This is a genomic window from Methanobrevibacter woesei (assembly GCF_003111605.1).
Classification (GTDB): domain Archaea; phylum Methanobacteriota; class Methanobacteria; order Methanobacteriales; family Methanobacteriaceae; genus Methanocatella; species Methanocatella woesei.
Window position 1 is genome coordinate 293,578 of record NZ_MZGU01000004.1, and the last position, 23,261, is coordinate 316,838.

The 23,261-nt window shown below is 29.4% G+C and carries 20 protein-coding genes; 8 read left to right on the plus strand and 12 right to left on the minus strand.

Annotation, left to right across the window (positions count from 1 at the left end; all coding sequences use genetic code 11):
* Positions 1-7: 7 nt before the first annotated feature.
* Positions 8-466, minus strand: coding sequence for a pyruvoyl-dependent arginine decarboxylase (locus MBBWO_RS03975; protein ID WP_116669585.1), 459 nt, complete (start codon positions 464-466; stop codon positions 8-10).
* A 189-nt stretch (positions 467-655) separates the two neighbouring features.
* Here MBBWO_RS03975 and MBBWO_RS03980 point away from each other — a divergent pair, with 189 nt between their 5' ends.
* The gene (locus MBBWO_RS03980; protein WP_116669586.1) at positions 656-1,045 is read left to right on the plus strand and encodes a translation initiation factor IF-5A; all 390 of its coding nucleotides are present in this window, start codon (positions 656-658) and stop codon (positions 1,043-1,045) included.
* A 51-nt stretch (positions 1,046-1,096) separates the two neighbouring features.
* Positions 1,097-1,972, plus strand: a complete 876-nt coding sequence (gene speB, locus MBBWO_RS03985) for an agmatinase (RefSeq protein WP_116669587.1) — start codon at positions 1,097-1,099, stop codon at positions 1,970-1,972.
* A 65-nt stretch (positions 1,973-2,037) separates the two neighbouring features.
* On the opposite strand, the gene MBBWO_RS03990 is transcribed toward speB, so the two are convergent.
* From MBBWO_RS03990 to MBBWO_RS04000, 3 genes are all read right to left on the minus strand, one after another.
* Positions 2,038-3,444: an MATE family efflux transporter gene (locus MBBWO_RS03990; protein WP_116669588.1), complete on the minus strand. Its 1,407-nt coding sequence runs from the start codon at positions 3,442-3,444 to the stop codon at positions 2,038-2,040.
* Positions 3,434-3,931: a MarR family winged helix-turn-helix transcriptional regulator gene (locus tag MBBWO_RS03995; RefSeq protein ID WP_341476362.1), complete on the minus strand. Its 498-nt coding sequence runs from the start codon at positions 3,929-3,931 to the stop codon at positions 3,434-3,436. The genes MBBWO_RS03990 and MBBWO_RS03995 overlap by 11 nt, the downstream gene beginning before the upstream one ends.
* Positions 3,932-4,268: 337 nt before the next feature.
* Positions 4,269-5,399 (minus strand): adhesin, encoded by a 1,131-nt coding sequence (locus tag MBBWO_RS04000; RefSeq protein WP_116669590.1) that lies wholly within the window; start codon positions 5,397-5,399, stop codon positions 4,269-4,271.
* Between the two features lie 503 nt (positions 5,400-5,902).
* Here MBBWO_RS04000 and MBBWO_RS04005 point away from each other — a divergent pair.
* Both MBBWO_RS04005 and MBBWO_RS04010 read left to right on the plus strand, forming a co-directional pair.
* Positions 5,903-10,144, plus strand: a complete 4,242-nt coding sequence (locus tag MBBWO_RS04005; protein WP_116669591.1) for a DUF11 domain-containing protein — start codon at positions 5,903-5,905, stop codon at positions 10,142-10,144.
* A gap of 260 nt (positions 10,145-10,404) precedes the next feature.
* Complete coding sequence (locus MBBWO_RS04010) at positions 10,405-10,866, plus strand: hypothetical protein (protein ID WP_116669592.1); 462 nt, start codon at positions 10,405-10,407, stop codon at positions 10,864-10,866.
* A gap of 1 nt (position 10,867) precedes the next feature.
* Here MBBWO_RS04010 and MBBWO_RS04015 read toward each other — a convergent pair whose 3' ends face one another.
* Together MBBWO_RS04015 and MBBWO_RS04020 are read right to left on the minus strand one after the other, a co-directional pair.
* Positions 10,868-11,449 carry a ZPR1 zinc finger domain-containing protein gene (locus tag MBBWO_RS04015; protein WP_243408462.1) on the minus strand — a complete coding sequence of 194 codons (582 nt, stop codon included), beginning with the start codon at positions 11,447-11,449 and terminating at the stop codon, positions 10,868-10,870.
* A gap of 1 nt (position 11,450) precedes the next feature.
* Positions 11,451-12,398: a 3H domain-containing protein gene (locus MBBWO_RS04020; protein WP_116669593.1), complete on the minus strand. Its 948-nt coding sequence runs from the start codon at positions 12,396-12,398 to the stop codon at positions 11,451-11,453.
* Positions 12,399-12,605: 207 nt separating this feature from the next.
* Here MBBWO_RS04020 and MBBWO_RS04025 point away from each other — a divergent pair, with 207 nt between their 5' ends.
* Positions 12,606-13,661, plus strand: coding sequence for a DUF1611 domain-containing protein (locus MBBWO_RS04025; RefSeq protein ID WP_116669594.1), 1,056 nt, complete (start codon positions 12,606-12,608; stop codon positions 13,659-13,661).
* Positions 13,658-14,050: a cell division protein SepF gene (locus MBBWO_RS04030; protein WP_116669595.1), complete on the plus strand. Its 393-nt coding sequence runs from the start codon at positions 13,658-13,660 to the stop codon at positions 14,048-14,050. Before MBBWO_RS04025 ends, MBBWO_RS04030 begins: the two co-directional genes overlap by 4 nt.
* Here the strand turns inward: MBBWO_RS04030 and MBBWO_RS04035 are convergent, their stop codons facing one another.
* Positions 14,051-14,806, minus strand: a complete 756-nt coding sequence (locus tag MBBWO_RS04035; protein WP_116669596.1) for a TatD family hydrolase — start codon at positions 14,804-14,806, stop codon at positions 14,051-14,053.
* 162 nt (positions 14,807-14,968) lie between these two features.
* Between MBBWO_RS04035 and MBBWO_RS04040 the strand changes: the two genes are divergently transcribed.
* Positions 14,969-15,760, plus strand: coding sequence for a helix-turn-helix transcriptional regulator (locus MBBWO_RS04040; protein WP_116669597.1), 792 nt, complete (start codon positions 14,969-14,971; stop codon positions 15,758-15,760).
* Between the two features lie 6 nt (positions 15,761-15,766).
* On the opposite strand, the gene glyS is transcribed toward MBBWO_RS04040, so the two are convergent.
* Genes glyS through tfrB form a run of 5 tightly spaced genes read right to left on the minus strand, consistent with a single transcriptional unit; the run spans position 15,767 to position 21,202 of the window.
* Positions 15,767-17,470, minus strand: coding sequence for a glycine--tRNA ligase (gene glyS, locus MBBWO_RS04045; RefSeq protein WP_116669598.1), 1,704 nt, complete (start codon positions 17,468-17,470; stop codon positions 15,767-15,769).
* A gap of 15 nt (positions 17,471-17,485) precedes the next feature.
* On the minus strand, positions 17,486-18,070 hold the full coding sequence (gene dcd, locus MBBWO_RS04050) for a dCTP deaminase (RefSeq protein WP_116669599.1): 585 nt from the start codon (positions 18,068-18,070) through the stop codon (positions 17,486-17,488).
* A 49-nt stretch (positions 18,071-18,119) separates the two neighbouring features.
* A complete protein-coding gene (locus MBBWO_RS04055; RefSeq protein ID WP_116669600.1) occupies positions 18,120-18,950 on the minus strand; it encodes an indolepyruvate ferredoxin oxidoreductase subunit alpha in 831 nt (276 codons plus the stop codon).
* A 2-nt stretch (positions 18,951-18,952) separates the two neighbouring features.
* Positions 18,953-19,711, minus strand: coding sequence for a TrmJ/YjtD family RNA methyltransferase (locus MBBWO_RS04060; RefSeq protein WP_116669601.1), 759 nt, complete (start codon positions 19,709-19,711; stop codon positions 18,953-18,955).
* A gap of 12 nt (positions 19,712-19,723) precedes the next feature.
* Positions 19,724-21,202, minus strand: a complete 1,479-nt coding sequence (tfrB, locus tag MBBWO_RS04065; protein WP_116669602.1) for a fumarate reductase (CoM/CoB) subunit TfrB — start codon at positions 21,200-21,202, stop codon at positions 19,724-19,726.
* A 161-nt stretch (positions 21,203-21,363) separates the two neighbouring features.
* Between tfrB and iorA the strand changes: the two genes are divergently transcribed.
* A complete protein-coding gene (gene iorA / locus MBBWO_RS04070; protein WP_116669603.1) occupies positions 21,364-23,259 on the plus strand; it encodes an indolepyruvate ferredoxin oxidoreductase subunit alpha in 1,896 nt (631 codons plus the stop codon).
* The last annotated feature ends 2 nt before the right edge of the window (positions 23,260-23,261 follow it).

The following is a 23,261-nucleotide window of genomic DNA, read 5'->3' on the forward strand; positions in this document are numbered from 1 at the left end:
AATCTCCTCATTTTATTATATCATCATTTAGATACACTACTGAAGCTACAACTGAACCGACTTTCTCTACAGTATGGCTAGCTTCTTCAACAATTAAATCTTCTATTTCAACATTACGTTTTTCCATCATATATTTTACCATGAAAATAGCTTCATTTTTAATATCTTCTTTTGATTGGTTTATTCCAGTTGTTTCAACAACACATCCTAATTCTTTTCCAATAGCTACTGCAACTACTGCTGTAATTTCATCTCCTTTATTTTTAGAAGTAACAGTAGATAGTACACAATTAACCATTGAACCTGCTTTTAATTCAGGTAATTTTTCTACTTTGGCATTTCCTGCAAGCATGCTTGATACTTTAATTAAGTTTACATCACCAATTCCAGCTTTTGTTAAGGCATTATCAAAAGCATTTAATTCTGTAGGTCCTTCATCATTTCCTGATACAATAGCTATTTTCATTTTATCACTTTATTTATCATATGTTTCTCATTTTATATAAAAAATGGATATTTGTTTTTTTATGTTATACTGCTTAAATCGAATGATTTAAATAAAAGGCTTGATAATATAATATTAATCTAATGTATTATAGATTAATCTTTTTTAAAAAAATATAATTCTTATTTTTATATTATGGAGGAATTGTTAATGTCAACAAAAGTTGTAGAAATTAAAACTTTAAAAGTCGGAAAATACATCGTATTGGGTGGAGAAGCTTCTAAAATTACTAGTTTAACTACATCTTCCCCTGGTAAACACGGGGCAGCTAAAGCAAGATTAGAAGCTGTAGGTATTTTTGATAATCAAAAAAGAAGTATTGTAAAACCTGTAGATACTAAAGTAGATATTCCTATTATCGATAAAAGAGTAGGTCAAGTATTATCTATCCAAGGTAACAATGTTCAATTAATGGATATGGAAAGTTACGAAACTTTAGATTTAGAAATGCCTGAAGATTTAAAAGATGAAATTACTGAAGGAATTGAAGTAGATTACATCGTTGCTTTAGGTAACATGAAAATCATGAGAACTAAATAATTGTTTTAATTATTTGTTCTTTTCTTCTTTTTTTTTAATTCTTGGGTTATTATGCTTTTTAATACTTATGAACCATGGAAATTTGCATTTTCTCAAGAAAGTTCTGATTTAGATCAAGTTGAAGAAGGTTCTTGGGGAATAATTGGAGTTCCATTTGATAGTACTACTTCTTACCATTCTGGGGCTCGTTTTGGACCAACTGTTGTTAGAGAAGCTTCTTTTGGTTTTGAAAAATATAATTCTGTTTTTGATACATTCATAGACACTACATTTTATGATTTTGGGGATGTTAATGTAATTCCTGGAAATTGTAAAAAAACTTGTGATATTATTGAAGATACTGTTAATGAAATATCTGAATTTAAGATAAAGCCTATTTTAATTGGTGGAGAACATAGTGCAAGTATTGGTGCTTTAGAATCATTAACTGAACAATATGATGATTTAACTATTGTTCATCTTGATGCCCATAGAGATTTGGCTGATGATTTCATTGGTGAGAAATATTCTCATGCTACAGTTATGAGAAGAGCATATGATTTTGGCTTGAATGAATTAATCCAAATAGGTATTCGTTCTGCTTCTAAAGAAGAAGAAGATTTTGCCAATGAAAAAGAAAATATTACCACTTTCAATAATATTAATGTATTTCACCATTTAGATGGTATTGAATATTATTTAGATAATATTAAAACACCTGTTTATCTTTCTATTGATATGGATGTTTTAGATCCTTCTGTTGCACCAAGTGTTGGTAATCCTACACCTTTTGGTTTATCTATTCGTGATGTTGAAATTATTTTAAAGGTTATTTCACAAAAAAATGTTGTGGGAATGGATGTTGTTGAAACAGCTACTAAAAAGTTAGGTGAATTAACAGCAGTTACTGCATCTAAACTAATTTATGACTTTTTGTCTTTAATTTAATTATTTTTTTAACTAATCTTTTATAACACTGTTATATATTTCTTATAAAAAAATAGTGGAAAGATTTAACTTTCCACAGTTTTTTCGCTATTGTGGTGTTCAAATAGTTTTTTGGTTTTATTAAGGAATATTCTAGACCAAGCATAACCGAACATTGAACCACAGAATCCTCCAACAATAACACCACAGTAAATACCGACTTCACCCATTCCAAATACGAAACCAAAGAGATAAGCGAATATTGATTCACAAATTAATGATCTTAATAATGTAATGACTAAGGAGTTCACACCTCTTCCTGCACCTTGGAATAAACAAGCTGCAGACATACCAAATGGCATGAAAATTAAGAACAATGTGAATAACCTAATTAATGTTGCAATTTGCGGTGTTAAATATGCTGTTGATGCAGAATAGGAGAATAACAATGCAATTTGCGGTGCAAATATTGCAAATATGATTGCCATAACTATTGATATTATGAACCCTGTTTTAACAGTGTAATTAAGACTGATATTTAGCTTTTTATAGTTACGTGCACCGTAAGCGGCTCCCCCTACTGTTAAAAGAGCAGTACCGAGACCCATTAAAGGAATCATAGCTATTTGTATTAATCTCATACCTGCAGTATATACTGCAACTGCATCTGTTGTTGCAACCATTACAAGCATTGCATTTATAACCATTGCAAGAAGTGACATAATGAATTGTTCTGCAGTAGATGGTATTGAAACTTTTAAAATATCAAATAATACTGCTTTACTTGGTTTAAATTGTGAGAAATGTAAATCTACATAAGTATCTTTTTTAACCCACATCCAGTAAATCATAACTACGCATGAAATTGTTGCTGAGATGATTGTTGCCCATCCAGCTCCTGCTATTCCCATACCTAAATAGTATATGAAAATTGGGTCAAGAACAATGTTTAAAATAGCTGTAATTGCCATTGCAATTGTAGCTCTGTTTACATCTCCTTCAGCTCTTAAAATTGCAGATGCAACTGAGGAGAAAAGAAATACAATCATTAATCCAAAAGTAATATTACCATATGCTAATGCATATTCAAGGGTTTCTCCCCCTCCCATTAATGTAATAATTTGTGGAAGGAGTGGGACTAATATTAACGGTGCGACAATACTTATAATAAGTGTAATAACTATTGCATGTAATGCTGCATTGTTAACTAATGCTTTATTTTTAGCACCAATCGCCCTAGCCATTAATGAGTTTGCACCAGATCCAATACCGTTTCCTAACCCGATAACAATTAAAAATAAAGGAGTAATGAATCCAATAGCTGCTAAAGCTTCAGCTCCAAGTCCCGCTACCCATACACTGTCTGCAATGTTATATGCCATAATAAGTAACATTGAAGCCATCATTGGTACGGATAATTTATTAATTGCTTTTTTTGGGTCTCCTCTAATTAATTCAATGTTGGAATGTTTCTTTTTCACTTCAGTTGTCATTGTTACCTCCTTCTTTTAGTTCTCTGTAAGTTTCAATGGATACGTCGGATATTAAATTAAAGACTTCTCTAACTCTCATTTCATCAATATCAATTTTTTCAAAGATATGAGAATCCCATATTTTATTTATTTCTTTTATCTTCTGGGCTAATTCTTCTCCAGAATCAGTTAATGATAATACACATTTTCTTCTATTATTTTCGTCAGTTTTTTTATTTATTAAGTTTAATTCCTCTAACTTTCTTATAGACCTGGCCACGCTCCCCTTGTCAATTTTGTAGCAGTCGGCCATTTCTTCTTGATTTGCTTCTTTTTTATAATTTAAATATAAAATAAAAGGAGTTTGTCCTGCATGTATGCCTTCATCTTCAAGACATTTATTAAGGAATAAAAGATACTGTCTATAAATTATTGAAATAAATAGTGTAAGAGGAATTTTTTCAAGTGGTATCTTTTCTTTTTGAATTTTTAATCCTCTCCATTGTATCCTTTTTTATGATGTATAAAGTTTCAGGTAAACTTTATGTTTCTGTATATATTATTCTCCATATATAAATGTTGTCTTTGCAACTATTGAATAAACAACTATTGGGTTAACAACTGTTGTCTCTGTAATTAATAAAAACTTAGTTGATGTAGTTTTTTTTTTAAAAGTTTAAACCATTAATTAATTATAAAAAAAAAGAAAAAGTTGAAAATATTAACTCAGTTAATATTTCGTTAGTATATGATTATTTCTAAATTAATGTTCTATTTTTTCACATCTGAATGGGGTAAAACAATGATAGTTAATTGTAAATATATTTATTCTTATATAGAAAAAATTATTTTCTGATTTTTACTCTTTTTATTATAAGTATTATGAATAATATTGCTATAATGATAAGTAAAATTGGTAATAGATTAACTAAAATTGAATCATTAACTTTTTCAAATGGATATTCTCTTTCAAAATCCATGCTACTTGGATCAGTATGGTTTTCAGTTAACTTTGCAAAATTGTGTTGTAAATCATAATAACTAATATAAGCACCATTATATGAAATATAATCTGGAGCTTTGCCATTTATATCCATATATTCACTAACTATATCGCCCATTGTCATGTAATCATATATAGAATAGCTGTCCTTGACAAATAAAGAGTATTTAAGTGGAGAACTTGGTTCTTCATAATCCTTAGGTTCAGAAAGACCATTACTACCTAAGTAAGAGCTTGTTAAATATAATAGTTGGGGTGCGGTATAAGAATTGTATGTACCTGTCATTTCATTATTGTCTGAATTAAGAAATGCTTGACTTGCAGCTGCCATTACACTTGGCGCTAATGTGTTTCTAACAATCAAATCAGTATTTAAGTTTTTTTCTGTACTATTTGAATAACTATTTACACTTTCAACAATTTGCTCTGCAATATATCTATTTACTTCATCATCATTTCTATCAAGATATCCATTTGATTCTGCATCAGGATATTCTTGTAAAGGTTGTATATAATCTATTCCTGCATCATTTAAGAATTTTCCAGGTTCATTTAATCCTGCAAATGTGATGTTGGAATAATTATCATCCCATGCTCTTCTTAGAGAATCTTCATGGTCAAGATTAAAATTTCCACTATTTACAAAGATTATTTGTTTATTTGAATTTGCAGAGTATTCGGCTTCCTCTAAAAAGTTTCCAGCACAAGCCGCTGCCAATGTGACACTGATATCACTACTACTGGTAATAGCTCTTGTTCCTTCTCCAGGTCCTGGAGCTTGACTATCTACAATTACATTTATATCTCCATTGCTTATTTCTTCAATAAAATTTGCAATTGAGCTTAATATATTATAATCAGTTTCAGGGTCAATTAAATTATCCGAAGTTAAAAATAAGGTTTCTGCTGAAACATCTTGGATTGTTGGAACTATTATTAAAATAGCTAACAAAAATATAATTAATTGCTTCATATTTTTACCCTTTTATTTTATAGAAGTTTTAAACTCTTTTTTTAACTTATGTTTCACTTTTTTTTAATAAAAATATTTTTATTTTATTTATAATAATTTATCTGTTTTTTAAATTTTTTAATTTATTTTAGTTAATTTTTATTTTACTGGATTTTTAGACCGTTTTAACAGAAAAAATTTATATATCATCTTTATAAAATGATTCTTGAGGATTTAAAATGATTATCTTTTATTTTAATTTAAAATTGTTGTTAAAATAAAAAAATATGGGATAAATGTATGGTTTTAAGGTAATTAATAGGTTATTGCTTAATTTTTATTAAAATTACTGGGTGTTGTGAAATTATAGGAATAATTTTATTTTAAGTTATTGATTATTTTTAAATTCTTTACATGATTTTTGTATTTTTATTTGCAAAAATTTAAAATAAAAAGTTTAATTTGGTATTTTAATAGCTTTTGTTAATTAATTTAGGAAATAATCCTCCTAAGGAGTTATTAAAATGTTTAAATTTTCTAAAAAAGTTAGAAATAGATATTTTATCAATATTTTATTTTTCACATTTTTAGTTCTGCTAGCTAGTGGATTCATGCCTCATGTTAATGCTGAAGAATTAGAAAATAATGTGACAGATAATATTGATTTATCAGTTGAAGATAATGAAGTAAATTCTCTAATGAATTCTATTGTTCCAAATGGAAATTCATTTAAAGATATTCAAGATGCAATTAATCGTGCTAATGATGGTGATACAGTAATTTTGAACCAGAAAGAGTATTTTGGTTCCGGTGAACAAATTTATTTAAATAAGCAAGTGAATATTCATGGTGATTATAATGGTCAGATGCCCGTTTTAAACGCTCTTAATTTAAATGGGGTGTTATTTATACAGGAGGGAGGTTCAAATTTAAAAATTGATAACTGTAAATTTATAAATGGTAACAATACATTGGTTGGTGGAGCTATTTTAATTCAAGGTACTAATGTTACAATTGATAACTGTTATTTTGAAGCCAATGAAGCCAGGGGTGGTGGAGCTATTTACACTGAATATCCGGGATCTGTATATTTGGGTCATGGGGACTATTTGAAAGTTTATAATTCTTATTTCTATAGAAATAATGCCCATATAGCTGCTGGTGCTGTGGGTATTTACGGTAATAATACAGAGATTAAAAATTGTGTTTTTGAAGAAAATTTCGTTGATAATAAATACAAAGAAAGAGCAGGTGTTTATGGAGGAGCTATTCAGATAGGTATGGATGAATATTATATTGTTTCCTCCTGTGTAAATTGTACATTTATTAATAATAAGGCAACCTCTCCATTTAAGGAATATTATTCTCATGGTGGAGCTTGTTGTGTTAGGGATGGAATAACTTTTGATGGATGTTATTTTGTAGGTAATCTTGCTGATCAAGGTGGTGCTTTGACTTATCATTCTGCGGGAAATGTATTAAACTGTTATTTTGAAAACAATACTGCAAGTTCTTTATATGGTGGTGCTTTAAGTACTGGTTTCAATATTGATAATATGATTTTAAATATTAACAATTGCGAATTCCGTGGAAACACTGCTCCAATTGGTGGTGCTGTTCATTTAATTGGTGAGGAAGTTACTTTAGATAGTTGTGAATTTTATGAAAATGTTGCTGCTTCAAATGGTGGTGCAATTTTTATTGAGGCAAGAAGTACTTTTATTAAAAATTCTTTAATTGAAAATAACCTTGCAAATGTTAATGGTGGTGGAGTTTATATAGATTCTGATAGTACAACAGTTTCAGATAATAAATTCATTGGAAATGAGGCTATTCCAAGCGCTTCTAAATTAAATGATGGTTTAGGTGGTGCTATTTTTATCAATGGAACAAATGCAGATATTAGAAACAATATATTTAATTATAATATAGCAAGAAATGGTAGTGCAATTTACATTGGTAAATTAGCTAATGAAATCAAAATTACTGGTAATAATATGTCTAATAATCAAGCTTGGGTTTATTTATTGCCAGTTTATCTTTCAAGAGATGTAATTTTTACTGGTGAATCTATAAGAATTTCTTCAGTAATTTATGGGGGAAATAATATAGCTGAAGCTTTTAATTTCAATGTTTCAAATGCTATTTACAATAATGCTGATTCTTCAACAATTTTTATTAATGGTGTAAATCCAGTTAATGGAGCAAATATGGATTTTTTATATCAGGATTCAAGGGAACACCTTATTGAAATAGGAATAAAAGTTGTTTATGAAGATGGGGCTGTTATAACAGATTTTGTAGATTATTCTGATATCCATGGTGAAATTTCAGTTGATTTGTCTGGTTTGAAAGCAGGAAAATACACTGTGTATACAATTCATAATGAAGATAATTTTTACAAAGAAATTATGAATAGTACTACTTTTACAGTACTTCCTCAAAATGATTTAAATGTTAGTAAAAATTCTGATTTGCCTCAATATGAGTATAAGGATGTAATTAAATGGACATTGACTGTTAATAATTCAGGTCCTGATGTTGCTACTAATGTTATGGTAACTGATGTACTTCCAGAAGGTCTTATTTGGATAAGTGATAATAGTAATGGAGCTTATAATCCTGAAACTGGTGTCTGGACAATTGGTGAGTTGGGTGTTGGTGAATCCATTACTTTAACAATTATTTCAGTAGCTAATAAAACTGGAAATTTTACTAATGTAGCTAATGTTTCTGGAGATGAGTACGATTTTAATGAATCTAATAATGAGGATAACGAAAGCGTTTTTGTTAATCCTTCTGCTGATTTAGAGATAATTAAAGAAGTAAGTAATGCTAATCCAAACTTTGGAGATAAAATAATCTGGACTTTGACTGTTATTAATAATGGTCCTGATGCTGCCAATAATGTTAAAGTTAAGGATGTGCTTCCAAAAGGATTAATTTTTGTTTCTGCTGATGGTTTTGGGGATTATGATCCTTTAACTGGTCTATGGAACATTGGAAAACTTAATGTGGGTCAGACTGTTACTTTAAAGATTTTAATTTTAGTTAATAAAACAGGATCTATTGTGAATGTTGCAGTAGTTTCAGGTAATGAGTCTGATAATAATGAATCTAATAATGAAGATAATAAAACAATTAATGTCAATCCTTCTGCTGATTTAGAGGTTATTAAAACAGTTAACACCACTAATCCTAATTACGGGGATGAGATTTTATGGACTTTGACTGTTATTAATAATGGTCCTGATAGTGCATCAAATGTTAAAGTAATAGATGTTTTGCCTGATGAAATCCTATGGATATCTGATGATGGTGAAGGTAGCTATAATGATAATATTTGGAATATCGGTGAGTTAGCTGTTGGTGAATCTGTATCTTTATTAATTAGGACATTAGTTAATGGTACTGGATATATTATAAATATTGCAGAGGTTTCAGGTAATGAATATGACTGTAATTTAACCAATAATAAAAATAATGAGTCAATTAATGTGTCTAATGCTGCCGACTTGCAAATTGATAAAAAAGTTGATAATAAGAATCCATTACTTGGAGATATTGTTAAATGGGAAATAACTGCATTTAATAATGGTCCAAACATAGCAACTGGTGTTCTTGTCTATGATAAGTTACCGAGTAGTCTGACTTTTCTTTCAGCATCATCAGAGGACTATAATCCGCATAATGGCTGTTGGAATGTTGGAACTTTAATTCCTGGTGAATCTAGAAGTATTGAAATTATATGTAAAGTTAATGGTTTAGGTGAGCTTTTAAATAAGGTTCAAATTGTTGGTAGGGAATATGATTATGATTTATCTAATAACAATGATTCAGAGTCAGTGATATCTGATAAACTTGTTGATTTGGTTGTTAATAAAGAAGTTAACAATATTAATCCAAATTATCATGAATATATTAAATGGACTATAACAGTCTCAAACAAGGGGCCTAATGATGCAACAGGTGTAACTGTTAATGATATTCTTCCTGAGGGAATTATTTATATTTCTGATAATGGGGAAGGTAGATTTAGTGGAAATACATGGGATGTTGGTAATTTAATTAGTGGAGATGTCAAATCTTTAGATATAATATGTTATGTTAATAAAACTGGCCATTTTGTTAATGTTGTAATAGCTAGTGGAAATGAGGATGACTCAAATGAAACTAATAATCAAGATTCACAAGAAATCAATGTAAAACCTGCTGCAGATTTATCAATTACAAAGGAATCATCTAAACTTAATTATAATGTTGGAGATATGGTTGATTTTATTGTAACAATTAAAAATAACGGTCCTGATGCTGCCAATAATATTGTTGTTAAAGATATTGCTGATTCATTATTGGATATTGTTTCATATAGTTCTGATAAGGGTTCTTTTTCAGATGATGGAAAAACTTGGTTCATTAACTTTTTAGATAATGGTGATGTTGCTACTTTGAAGTATAAAGCTATTGGAAAAAGTGCAGGGAGTGCTGGTAATAAAGTTAATATTATTTCAGATGTTTTTGATCCTAATTTAAATAATAATGATGATTATATTATTATTAATTTGATTGAAAATGCTGTTAATCTTAATAAACTTATAAATAATAATTCTGTTGATTCAAATATTGTTAAAACAGCATTTGCATCACAATCAAATAGTAATGGGGATGTTTTAATGAAAGTTACTGGCTCTCCTATTGGTAGTTTATATGTTTTAACTTTGGTTTTTATTTCATTTTTAGGAATATCTAATTTAAAAAGAAAATAATTTTTTGTAGCATTTTTGCTACTTTTTTTATTTTTTCATTATTTTTTGCTTTTAATATACTTAAAATTTTAATGAATTATTTTGATAGTAATGTGGATAACATATATTTTTTTTAGGTATTATTTTAAAAATTTTACATACCTTTAAATAGAACTTAAGACAAATATGCATTTAGATATTGATAGAATAAATGAAAAATGGCAAAGTTTTTTATTTTTTCGTTCAATTTGATTTATTTGAAAAAATTCATATGTGATATTATGGAAGATTATCAAGAAAATGAAAACATTGAAGAAACTGAAGAAGTTTTAGAAGAAACTGAATACATTGATGAGGATGAAGAAAAATTACCTTTTGCTAAAGCAGAAGTTGTTCGTTTAATGAAAGAAAACCTTGATGATGATAAAATGATCAGGGAAAGAGTAAAAGTTGAAATGAACAAATTTTTAGGAGATGTTCTTAAAAATGTATGTAAACAATTAAATGAATATCCTTATACCACTATTGAATATGAAATGTTAAAAGAGTCTACTTATCCTTATACTAATATTGAAAGAATTAATCAAGAAAAAGAAAGGATTTTATTACATTTAGAAGCTATTAAAGCTGACTGTAATGCTTTAGCTATGGATGTTAAAAAGACTTTAAAATTAAAAGATGTAGTTGAAGAAGAAGATTTTACTACTGACTTAATTGCATCTAATGAAGATATGGAAGAATAATTTATTCTCCATTTTCTTCTATTATTGTAAAACCTGTTTTTAATTCTCTTAATTTCTCTTCAGGGATTGGTGAAACTTTAGCATCATCGCTAACTATGTTACTTTGACCAAATGGATCTTCAATAATTAAAGTAGCTGTTTCTTCTCCATTTATGAGATTCTCTATTTTTTCTAAAGTTATTTTTGCGTTTTTTGTGGATTTTTCATCTGTAAATAAGTTTAATGCTTTTAATGTTGCATCTTTGAATCTAACTAATATTCCTTCAACATTGGTTACATATCCTTCAGATTTTGGGCCAGGTTCTACTTTTATTCCTACCTCAGGTATAGATACTGTTGCAGATTGTGCTCTGACAATTCTAACAGATAAAGTTTCTTTTTTAATATCTAATGTATATTCTGCAGGTTCATTTTGGTCTAAAGAGATTATGTCATTATGTTTAAATCCACAATTGTCGCATTGTATTGTAGTTTCTAAAACATTTCCAAAATGAGGAATTTCAATTTCTCTCATAATTGATTTTGCAACCTTTTCAACTCCACATGCTGGACATTTAATAACCATTTCATTAAGTTCAGTCATTTTATATCTCCTTGTATAGATATCCTTTGTCATCTAATTCTTTTTCAATTAAATTTAATTCTTCAATATCTGAAGCACATATTAAGAATTCTCTGTATTTTGAAAGATTATATAATTTTTCCATTTCTTCTTTTTTGTTAGGATGTGTATTTAAATAATTTAGGAAGCTTTCGGCTTCTTTAGTTTCATTTATATTCACATTTCTAACAAGAGGATCAGTAAAACCATCCATTATGTAGGATATTTTTTCAAAACTGCCATTATGTTTTCTTATAAGGATATCAATAATATCTTCGAGTTCATCAAGACTATTTTTTAGTTTAATTGTTCTACAGCTTTTATTGATAGTTCTAAGCATTTTTTTTAAGCTACTGTCAATGCTTTCTGTATAAATTATTGGAACCTCGTTATCTTCTGCCTTTTTAAGTAGGTGGTCGTGAATTATTCTATTTTCAGTAAAGTAGTCAAGTTGTTTTCCACCTCTATGTATTTGCACTGCTCTTTTTACGAATCTTTCTTTGTGTGATTCTTCATCAGATGCTAAAACAAAGAAGTAAATATTTGCAATTTCTTTAAACTGCTCTAAATCGATTAATCCAGGTACTAAATGAACTCCTTCAAGAATTATGTCATCATAATCATTAATAGCCCTATAAATCACTTTTTCAATAGCAGGAATCACAAAAGAAGCATGTTCCTCAAAACCTGCGGATATTAATTCATCATAACTTTGGTATCTGTTTTTGTCTCTTAATGTTTTATATGCATTATAGGATGAACTATGGAGTGCAGGAGCATATTCGCTCCCGATAATTCCTCTTACAACTTCTCTAATGAAATCACTTTCAACTAAGTGTTTTATATTTAATTTTTTAGCTAATTCAGCAGCTATTGTTGATTTTCCAATCCCTGAAGCACTACCTATTAAAATAACATAAGGTCTTCTCATGATGCTAGCTCCATTTTTGTATTCTTACTTTTTATATTATATTTCATGTTTTTTAATATTTTTTTCATTATTATACTTATATTTAATAATAATGAAATTAATAAATAATTTACAGAATATTAATTTATAAAAAGTTAATTTTGAATCAATATTTATTTTAATTTAATATTATATTTCGTTTATTGTTAAGGATTAGGGGTGATAGTTTTGTATTCAGTTGATTCAGTAAAAGAACTTCAAGATTTAAATCCATATATTGTTGTGGGTTGTGGTGGTGGAGGAGAAAAATTCTCCAACCTTGAAGGTATTGAAACAGTAGGATTTATTGATGATGATCCAAGAAAACAAGGAACTTTATTTTGCGGATTAAAAGTTTCTTCAAGTTTAGAAGAATGTTTAGAGGAAGTTTCTGCAAAATCTATTGTTATCATGTTACCTATTGGTGCTGAAGGGGCAGCACTTAAATATGCAGTAAAAGCTATTGACTCAGGTTTAAATGTTGTATGTTCTTTTAGGTCATTACCGGTGTCTGAAAATCCTTCTTTATCTAAATTTGCTAGTGCAAAAAATGTGCAAATTAAAGAAATTGGTCCTAGATTAGATGTTGTTGAAAAAATTGCAGGTATTGCTCCTGAAAGATCTTGTGAAGTATTACCAAAAATATCTTATACTCCTAAAGCACCTGTAATTTTTGTAGGTGGAACTTCTCAAGAATGTGGAAAAAGGACTACTACTAAAGCATTAGGTATTGAATCAGCTAAAAGGGGTTTAACTCCAGCTATCATATCCACTGATGAAATGGGTTTAGAAGAACCTACTGATTTTAATTTTAGAGCAGGAAGTTTATCTGCTATGGATGTTCCTGCTGCTGTTTTAAGTGCAATTAAATATGTTGAAGAAGTTAAAAATCCAGATATTATTTTTATTGAAGGTCAATCTAGTTTAACTGAAAAAGGAAATCCTCATCCAAGAGGATTATCTGCAGCTATTTTGATTGGTGCTGCTCCTGATGCAGTTATTATTGGTCACAGACCTAATCATCCATATAGGGAACCAAGAGGTATTGTAGAAGAAATTAGAGCTATTGAAGCTGTAGAACCTACTAAAGTTGTTGGTATTTCTATAAATCTTAAAAATGCAGGTTTAGATATGGATGAATGCTACTTTGAGCATACCTATGGTTTACCAGTTCAAGATGTTTATAATAATGGGGCCTCAAAGTTATTAGATGCTATATTTGATTTCTTGGAGGAAAAGGAATGAGTTTTTTAGATGATGTTAAAAGAAGTTTAGGCTTTGAAGAAAGAGGGTATGATGAAGGAAGTTTAGCTAGTGATTATAGGCAAGGTTATTATGATGATGATATAATTATCTCCCCAGAACATTCCTTGTATAAAATAATGTTAATGCGTCCTAAAACTCTTGATGATGTTAATTATATTGTTGATCAGCTTTTAAATGAAAATAATCCAATTATTTTGGATTTATCATTTTTAGAAAAAGAAAGTCCTGCTAATTTTAAACTTGCTGGCGATAAAATTAAAGAATTAAGAGAAAATTATGGTGCTGCAGCATTACTTCTCTCTCAATGTGAAGATAAAAATTTAATTATTATTGCTCCAAGTAACATTGATTTAGTTAAAGTAGGATAATTAAATTTTATAAAATTTTTTTGCATTTTTTGATGCAACTTTTTCTATTTCTTTTTTTTCAAAATCTAATCTTTGAAGTTCACGCACTGTTTTTGCTACTGAAAGAGGATCTGATGGTTTATTGCTCATATCACTATTTAATAGAAATCTGTCAAATCCATATTCTTTTAAAATAGCTATTGCTTCTTCTTTGTCCATTTTTTGAGGTTGAACTGTTAAACCTAATGTGTAATCGGTATCTATTAATTCACCAACAATATTCTGATTTACATGGTCTATTACAACTAGTTCTGGGCTTATATGGTCTGGAAGAATAGTCAATATTTCCTTAAGTACTTTCTTTTTATTTTTACGTGGAGTATGGACAATAACGGGTGTTTTTGTCTCTTCTGCAATATCCAATTGGCCTTTAAATATTTGGTATTCTTCTTCTGTTAAATCTTCAAGTCCAATTTCTCCAATAGCTATGATGTCTTTATTTTCTATCCATTTGTAGAGATTTTCATAGATTAAATCTGGTTTTATTTCAGTATTTGCTGGATGGATTCCAAGAGCAACTTTCAAATCAATTCCATATTCTCCAACTCTTTTTGTATCATAGTGTAGTATTCTCTCTAAATGATTTAAAAGAACGGTTTCATTTGTAAGCTTATATGGGTAAAAACCGCAGGTTACTATGGTATCTATTCCAGATAAATACATCATCTCAAAATCTTCACTACTTCGTGCATCTACATGTGTATGTGTGTCAATCATTTTATCCCTTAACTTGTTATATCTTTTTTAATCTTTAAAAATATTTTTTTTTTAATAATTATCTTGCTGTGGTGTTTTTGTGATTTTCTACATTTCAAAAAATTTTATATTTTTTGTTATTAAAAATTATAATTAAAGTATTACTAATTCTGGTGGTTGCTTATGTTTGAAATAAAAGAAAAAAGTAGTTTGGAGATATATGAAAATGTTTCTGAGGAGATTAAATATGTTTCTAATTCCTTTATACGCTTAGATATAGTTGAAACATTATTTTCAGAATCAAAAACTATGAAAGAAATTAATTCAGATACAGGATTAAGTTACAGTTCCATATCTAGTAATATTCATAATTTGGAACTTGAAGGCTATGTTTTTAGGGAATTTAATAGATATCATCTTTCCAATATAATGAATATATATTTTGAAAATATTTTGGACCTTCAAATGACAATAACTACTTTAGATAATTTAAGATTGTTTTTTAATAATCATTGTGTTAATGAATTGCCTAAAAATGCTATTTTAAATCTATTTCTACTAAAAAATTCTTATTTGTTAGAGTCTGATGAAATTAATATTTATAAAACTAGAAATTTCATATTGGATTCTTTAAATAATGCCGCTTATGTAAAGGGGATTTTACCAAACACTTTTTCAACAATGGATGAAAAATTAAATGAGTTAGTATCCAAAAATAAAAATGTTGAACTTTTAATATCTGATGAAATCTATGATAATTTCTGTAAAAATATGGATTTTAAACCTAATTTAAAGGTAAACTCCTTTAAAAACAAGTCTAATTTTTCATTATTAATAACAGATGAAGTTATAATGTTATCTTTATTTAGGTTAGATGGGATTTTTGACCAGAATAGATTATTAATTTCAAAAACAGAAGGTGGTAAAAAGTGGGCCAATGTATTATTTGAGGAATTTAAAAATAAAATAAAATAAAAAAGATTATTTATAATAATTTTTTAAATAATCTTCTAAACTGTCAATAGCTATTCTTTCCTGTTGTTCTGTGTCTCTATCCCTTACAGTAACTTGGTTGTCTTCGAGACTTTCAAAATCAACAGTTATTGCCAATGGGATTCCAATTTCATCAGCTCTTGCATATCTTTTACCAATAGTTCCAGAGGCATCATATTCTACAGTGAATCCATGGCTTCTTAATTTTTCAGTTAACTCAATAGCTATTTCACGTGGTCCTTCTTTGTTTACAAGAGGGAATATTCCTAATTGAACAGGAGCTATTGATTTTGCAAATTTAAAGTAGTCTTTATCATCTTCATTTTCTGCTGTGTGGAATGAATGGAGAAGTACTGAGTATACAATTCTGTCAATACCAAATGATGGTTCAATTACATGAGGAATTATTTTTTCTCCATTTATTTCTTCTTCAACATCTTCAAAGATTAATAATTCTTCTGGAACTTCGTAGGTTTTATCTAATTCAACAACAAATTTTCCGTCTTCTTCAATAGCTTTCATAACTTCAGTTGGGTCTGCTTCTTCAATGGCCTGTTTAATTTTAGGGGAATCTCCTTTAAATATTGGTCCAAATTTAGATAAGTTTGGTTTTACAACAGTTTTTTTAACTTTTTTAGGTTCATCATATTCAATAAATACATTTAACTCATCATTACTGTATTTGCTGTGTGAACTTAAGTCGTAATCTCCCCTATCAGCTATTCCAATGATTTCAACCCATCCATATTTGTCAGTTAAAACTTCAACATCCCAGCAGTCAAGAGCATAGTGAGCCATTTCTCCAGGTAAATGTTGTCTGAATCTTAAAACATCATCAGGAATTCCAATTTCATTTAAGAATTTTTTAGCTAAGTATAATTGGTAAATTAACATTTCATTAGCTACTATTCCTTTATCTAAAGCTTCTTTAGCAGTTATTTTTAAAGGTTCTCCATTGTTTTCTTGAACTTCCTGTGAATTTAAGTATAATATTTCATCTGCTATCTGTGCAAATTTTGGAGTAGTTTTATCTTTAGGATTTAAAAATATTTCAGCTTCTGCTTGTGTAAACTCTCTAAGACGAATTACTCCCTGTCTTGGTGAAATTTCGTTCCTGTAAGCTTTTCCTAATTGAACAGCTCCAAATGGAAGTTTTCCTCTAAAGAATCTTTCAAGACGTTTAAATAATATAAATATTCCTTGTGCAGTTTCAGGCCTCATATATCCTACTTTATCGCCTTTAGCTCCAATCATGGTCTTAAACATTAAATTGTAATTCCAGATATTAGCTAATTTTCCACCACATTCTAGGCATCTAATATTATTGTCAATTACAATCTGATCTAATTCTTCATTTTCTAAACTTTCAACATCTTCTCCAATAACTTCTTCAATGATGTGGTCTGCTCTAAATACTTCTCCACATTCTTCACATTTGGTCATTGGATCTGTAAAGTTATCAACATGTCCTGAAGCTTTTAAAACTTCTTTAGGCATTACAGTAGGACCTTCAATTTCATAAAATCCTTCTCCGGAGACATATTGTTTTCTCCATTTTTGCATGATATTATTTTTTAAACTAGCTCCTAAAGGTCCATAATCGGTAAATCCAGATACTCCAGAATATATTTCAAAAGAAGGCCATAAAAATCCTCTTTTTGCACTAATATTTGTCATTTTGTCATGATTCATAAGTATTAACTTCCATTATTTTTTTAATTCATAATCTTGCTTAATTCTACTGCTTTCAGGTCTTGTTTGATTCATATATTTACTATTTCTATCAGGGTGGCCATATGGTTTTTCTGCAGGGGTTGTCATTGTCTCAAATACTATTTGACAAACCCTTTGACCAGGATATAATGCTACAGGCATTGCTCCAATATTTGAGATTTCCAAGGTGATTTTACCTTCAAAACCAGGGTCAATGAATCCTGCTGTCACATGCATTGTTACTCCTAATCTTCCCATAGATGAACGGCCTTCTACTCTAGCTACTAAATCATCAGGGAGTTTCACATATTCATGTGTTGTAGCTAGTGCAAATTCATTAGGGTGTATAATGAATGCTTCACCTTCTTTAACTACAGTTGACTCCATATAAGAAGAAACATCCTCTTCATCTTTAGGGTCAATGAATGGTTTTCTAATCACTTTAAAGACTTTAAATTCATCGCCTAATCTCATATCAACAGAAGATGGCTGTATTTGTTTTTCATCTTCCAAAGGATCAATTGCAATCTTGCCGCTTTCAAGATATTCTTTTATAGTTTTATCACTTAATATGGCCATATTTTTTCTCCCTTTTTTGTTACTTTATATATTATGTAAATAATTAGTATTATTTTTTATCATACTCAATTAAATTATTCATTCTATTTATTATTGAATCAATTGTATCATCTTGGTATTCAATGTTAATAGCTTTTGGTTTGCAGACATTTGCACATAGTCCACATCCCCTACATTTATCTTCATCAATAGCTATTTTATTGTCTTTTAATGATATTGCATCGCTCATACAGACTTCTTTTAAACATTTTCTACATAAATTACATCTGTCAGCATTAACAGTAACTTTAACTCCTTCTAATTTACTTACTTTATCACTAATTTCACTATCTAAATTTGGTAAAACCTTCCAGAGACAGCAACATGGACAGCAGTGACAAATTGTGAGAAGTCCTTCTCTTGGTCTTACATTCATCCATACAGAATCTATTTTATTTCTTCCAATTAAATGACTTAAACCAGCTTTATCGGCTTTATCAACATGTTCTAAAGCTTCTTCAACTGTTGCTTCATGGCAAATATTTCTAGGAATCTTTTTTGATGTTGGACCAAGGAATATGCATCCGATATCTTGAGGATAATCTTTACAATCACTGGAAGTCCTGCATAAGCAGTCATTCATGATTACAATATCATCACATTTTTTTATTACTTCTTTTAAAATGTCGGTAGGTAAAAATTCTGATTTTTCACCTTCTATTTTCTGATTGATGCTTATTGTATTTGGTATGATTATAGTGTCATCATCTTCAAAAAGAATTTTTTCAATAATCTTTTTTGCAACTTTGGATTTCTTGGTTAAACTAGCTATCCAGAATCTCCAGTTGAAAATACGATTTACAATAAATATGCTAATGTCAGCAAAGCTTATTTTTCTCATATTTAATCCAAGTTATTTTTTAATCTTCTTAAGATTCCTTTTAAAGTATGTGCTTCTCTTCCAGTAATAAATGCTCTATTGATGATATTTTTAAATGCTTTTAGACCATTTTTCTTTTTATGTTCTGGAATAGAAAGAGTATCAATCATTTTTTCCATATCTTCTATAAGGAGTTCTTTCTCAATAGCTGTACTTTCTTCAAGGCCTTCAGCTGCAAATTCATTTCTATTTTTGAAGACCTCATAGAGAATGATTGCCGCAGCATGTGAAATATTCATTATAGGATATTCTTCATCAGTTGGAATACTAACAACCATGTCACAGCTATCAATTTCTTCATTAGTCAATCCATTACCTTCTCTTCCAAATAAAATAGCTGTTTTATCTTTAGGATTTAATGATTTGCCTAATTGTTCTGGTGTAATAGCTATTCTTGATAAATTATAACTGCCTCCAGCAACACCTGTTGAAGCTACTTTAAAATCAATAGAAATATCATTGTAAAATTCATCTAAAGTCCTGTAGATTTTAGCATTTTCAACTAAATGTTTTCCATGCATGGCCTGATAAAATGCTTCCTCTTTAAGTTCTGGAGGATTAATAAGAACTAAATTCTTAAGACCGAAGTTTGCCATTGTTCTTGCAAGAAAACCGATATTTCCTGGTGTTTCACATTCAATAAAAACAACATAAGTGTTATTTTTAAGATGTTCTTTTTCCTCTATTTTTTGTGAATCTTCAATATGTGGATGTTTAGCTATTTTTACATCTCCTTAATCTGAATATGATTTTTCAAGTAACTCTAAAATATTCATAGCCTTAACATCTGATAATCCTTCATGATTAAGACCATCTTGGATGTTATGTTGGCAGAATGGACAGATTGTTATCACAGCTTCAGCACCAGTATCTTTAATCATTTTAGCTTTTTCAGTTGATAATTTTAAAGCTATTTCTGGATGGCCTGCTTTTATTCCTCCACCAGCACCACAACATTGATTAGGTTTTTCCATTTCAACAAAATTGATTCCTTTAATCTTTTTAAGGATGTCTCTTGGTTCTGTTTCAATACCTTGACCTCTATATAAGTGACATGGGTCATGCCAGGTGACAGTCATATCTAATTCCTTCATATCTTCAAGGTTAAGTTTATCATCAAGGAATTCGCTAATGTCCATTACATTTAACTCGGATCCATATTCTGGGTGATTATTTTTTAAAGTAGATCCACAACCTGCACATATGGTAAGTACAATGTCATAATCTTTAAACACTTCTTTATTTTTATCAACTAATGATTGGATAATGTCTGTCTGACCTGTTCTTAAAAGAGGAGAGCCACAACAAACTTGTTCTTTAGGAATGTCAATTTCAATGCCATGTTTTTTTAAGACATTAACTAAAGCATGTCCAACATGTTTTAATTTTTTATCTACCATACAGCCTGTGAATAATGCAATTTTTGATTTGCCTTCCACTCCTGCTTCTTCAATAAAGCTTTTACCTTCACCTTTAACTGAACGGCCAGTTTCTATAATGTTTTCTTTAAATGCAACATGTTTTGGAAGAGGTCCTTTGCCTTCTTGACATGCTATTGCTCTAAGCTTTTCTATAGCATCTCCAAAGGTATTAATATTTTTAGGACAAACTTCTCTACATTTTCCGCAGCTAGTACATTTATACAATCCTTCTTCAAGACTTTCAGATAATCTGTCTTTAATATCTCTTGGATCAAAATCGAATTTGGAGAGGTATCTTAAATAGAAAGGTCCTCCGAATTCATCTTCAAAATATTTAACAACTGGGCATGAAGATAAACAGGAATAACATTCAATACAGCTTCTAACCTTTTTAGTATCTTTTAGCTGAGAATTAGGCATTGTTTCATTTAATGCATCATCTGAATTTTCCTGTTGGCATGATAAATGAAGATTTTGAACTTTCTCATCAACACTACTTCTATCCACTATTAAATCTTTGATAATTGGAAAATTAGCTGCTTCTATTTTACAGTTATCTTCAACTTCTTGCTGGCAGGCTAGCACTCCATCGCCGTTATATTTAACACTACATGAACCACATTGTCCTGCTCTACAAGAACTTCTAAAGCTAATATCTGCATCATATTTTTCATTAATAGCTTGAAGTGCATCTAAAAGTTTCATTCCTTGTGTCTTTTCTATTTCATAAGACTCAAAATAAGGTTCAGAGTCTGTTTCCTTGTTAAACCTAGACACATTAACAGTTATCATTATTTTCACTCCTCAGTTATTATCTATTAAAAATAAGACAAAAAAGTATATATTATTTACATATATAATTATATTATTATATTATATTATTCTTAATCATTATTAATAAATTTAAGTTTGATAATAGATTAATGATATTTATTATTTTTTGAGGAAATACAATGAATTTAAATGAATTAATAACAGGCAAATCTGGTGATAAACAATTTTTACTAGGTAATGAAGCTGCTGTTAGGGGGGTTATAGAGGCAGGAATCTCTGTTGCAGCTACTTATCCAGGTACACCTTCATCAGAAATTGGGAATGTTTTATCCATGCTTGCAAAAGATGCAAATATATACTTTGAATTTTCAACTAATGAAAAAGTAGCTATGGAAGTTGCTGCCACTGCTGCTGCTTCTGGATTACGTTCTTTTACTTTTATGAAACATGTTGGTTTAAATGTAGCTAGTGACTCTTTTATGACCACTGCTTACTCTGGAGTAAAAGGTGGAATGGTTATTTTAACTGCTGATGATCCTTCAATTTTTTCATCACAAAATGAACAGGATAGTCGTCATTATGGTCATTTAGCTAGTTTGCCAGTTTTAGAGCCATCCAGTTGTCAAGAAGTTAAAGATATGGTTAAATATGCTTTTGAACTTTCTGAACAATTTGAATTGCCAGTAATTGTAAGAACCACTACTCGTGTGTCCCATATGCGTGGAATTGTTGAATTTGGTGAAATTTCTGATAATTCTTCTGAAGATGAAACTCATTGGAAGAAAGGAAACTTCAAAAAAGATCCATCCCAATATGTTCCAGTTCCAGCTAATGCATTAAGGATGCACGTTGATTTAGTTGAAAAAATGGAAAATGCTGAGAAGATTTCAAATAAATCAGAATTTAACCGTGAAATTACTTTCACTGAAAATAAAAAATATGGTTTAATTGCATCTGGTAGTGCATTTAACTATGCTAAAGATGTTGTGGATGTTAAAGGCCTTGATATAAACATATTAAAACTTGGTTTTTCAAATCCAACACCTTCAAGATTAATAGCTGACTTTTTAGAAGGATTGGATGAAGTCTTTGTAGTTGAAGAAGTAGATCCTATTATGGAAAAAGAAGTTTTAGCTATTGTTGCTCAAAACAAATTAGATGTTGTAGTTCATGGTAAATTAGATGACACATTCCCTAAATATCATGAATACACTCCTGATGTAGTTCTTGATGGATTTAACAAAGTTCTTGATTGCTGTACTAAAGAAGAATATGAATTAAGTTCCTCTTTACAGGAATTAGTTGATGCAATTCCAAACAGAGCTCCAGTTTTATGTTCTGGATGTCCTCATCGTTCCATGTACTATGGAGTTAATAAAGCAATGGAAGAATTAAATATACCTGCCAGTGATGTTGTCTTTGCATCTGATATTGGTTGTTATACTTTAGGAATTAACCCTCCTTATTATGCTGCAGATTATCTTTTATCTATGGGTTCAAGTGTTGGAGATGGATGCGGATTTTCAATAGCTACTAATCAAAAAGTTGTAAGCTTTATTGGAGATTCAACTTTCTTCCATAGTGGTGTTTCTCCTTTAATCAATGCTATTCATAATAAGGCTAATTTTGTTTTAACTGTATTAGATAACAGGATTACAGCTATGACTGGTGGTCAACCAAATCCAGGAATACCTATTGATGCAATGGGTGATAAAGCTCCTGAAATTTCTATCCGTAAATTAGCTTTAGCCTGTGGTTGTTCCTTTGTTCGTGTTATTAATCCTCTTAATTTAGAGCAAGTAATTAACACTTATAAAGAAGCTTTAGAATATGATGGTGTAGCAGTTATTATATCTAAATCTCCATGTACTTTAATTAAAGGTTATGCTAAAAAACCTCCTGTTGAATATGTAGAATCTAATTGTAATAATTGTTTAAAATGTACAAATGAATTAGCTTGTCCAGCTATTTCTCTTAATAATGGTAAAATTATATTGGATCAGTCAATGTGTGTTGGATGTAATGTTTGTGTTCAAGTTTGTAAGTATGGAGCACTTAACGCAGGTATGAGGTGATA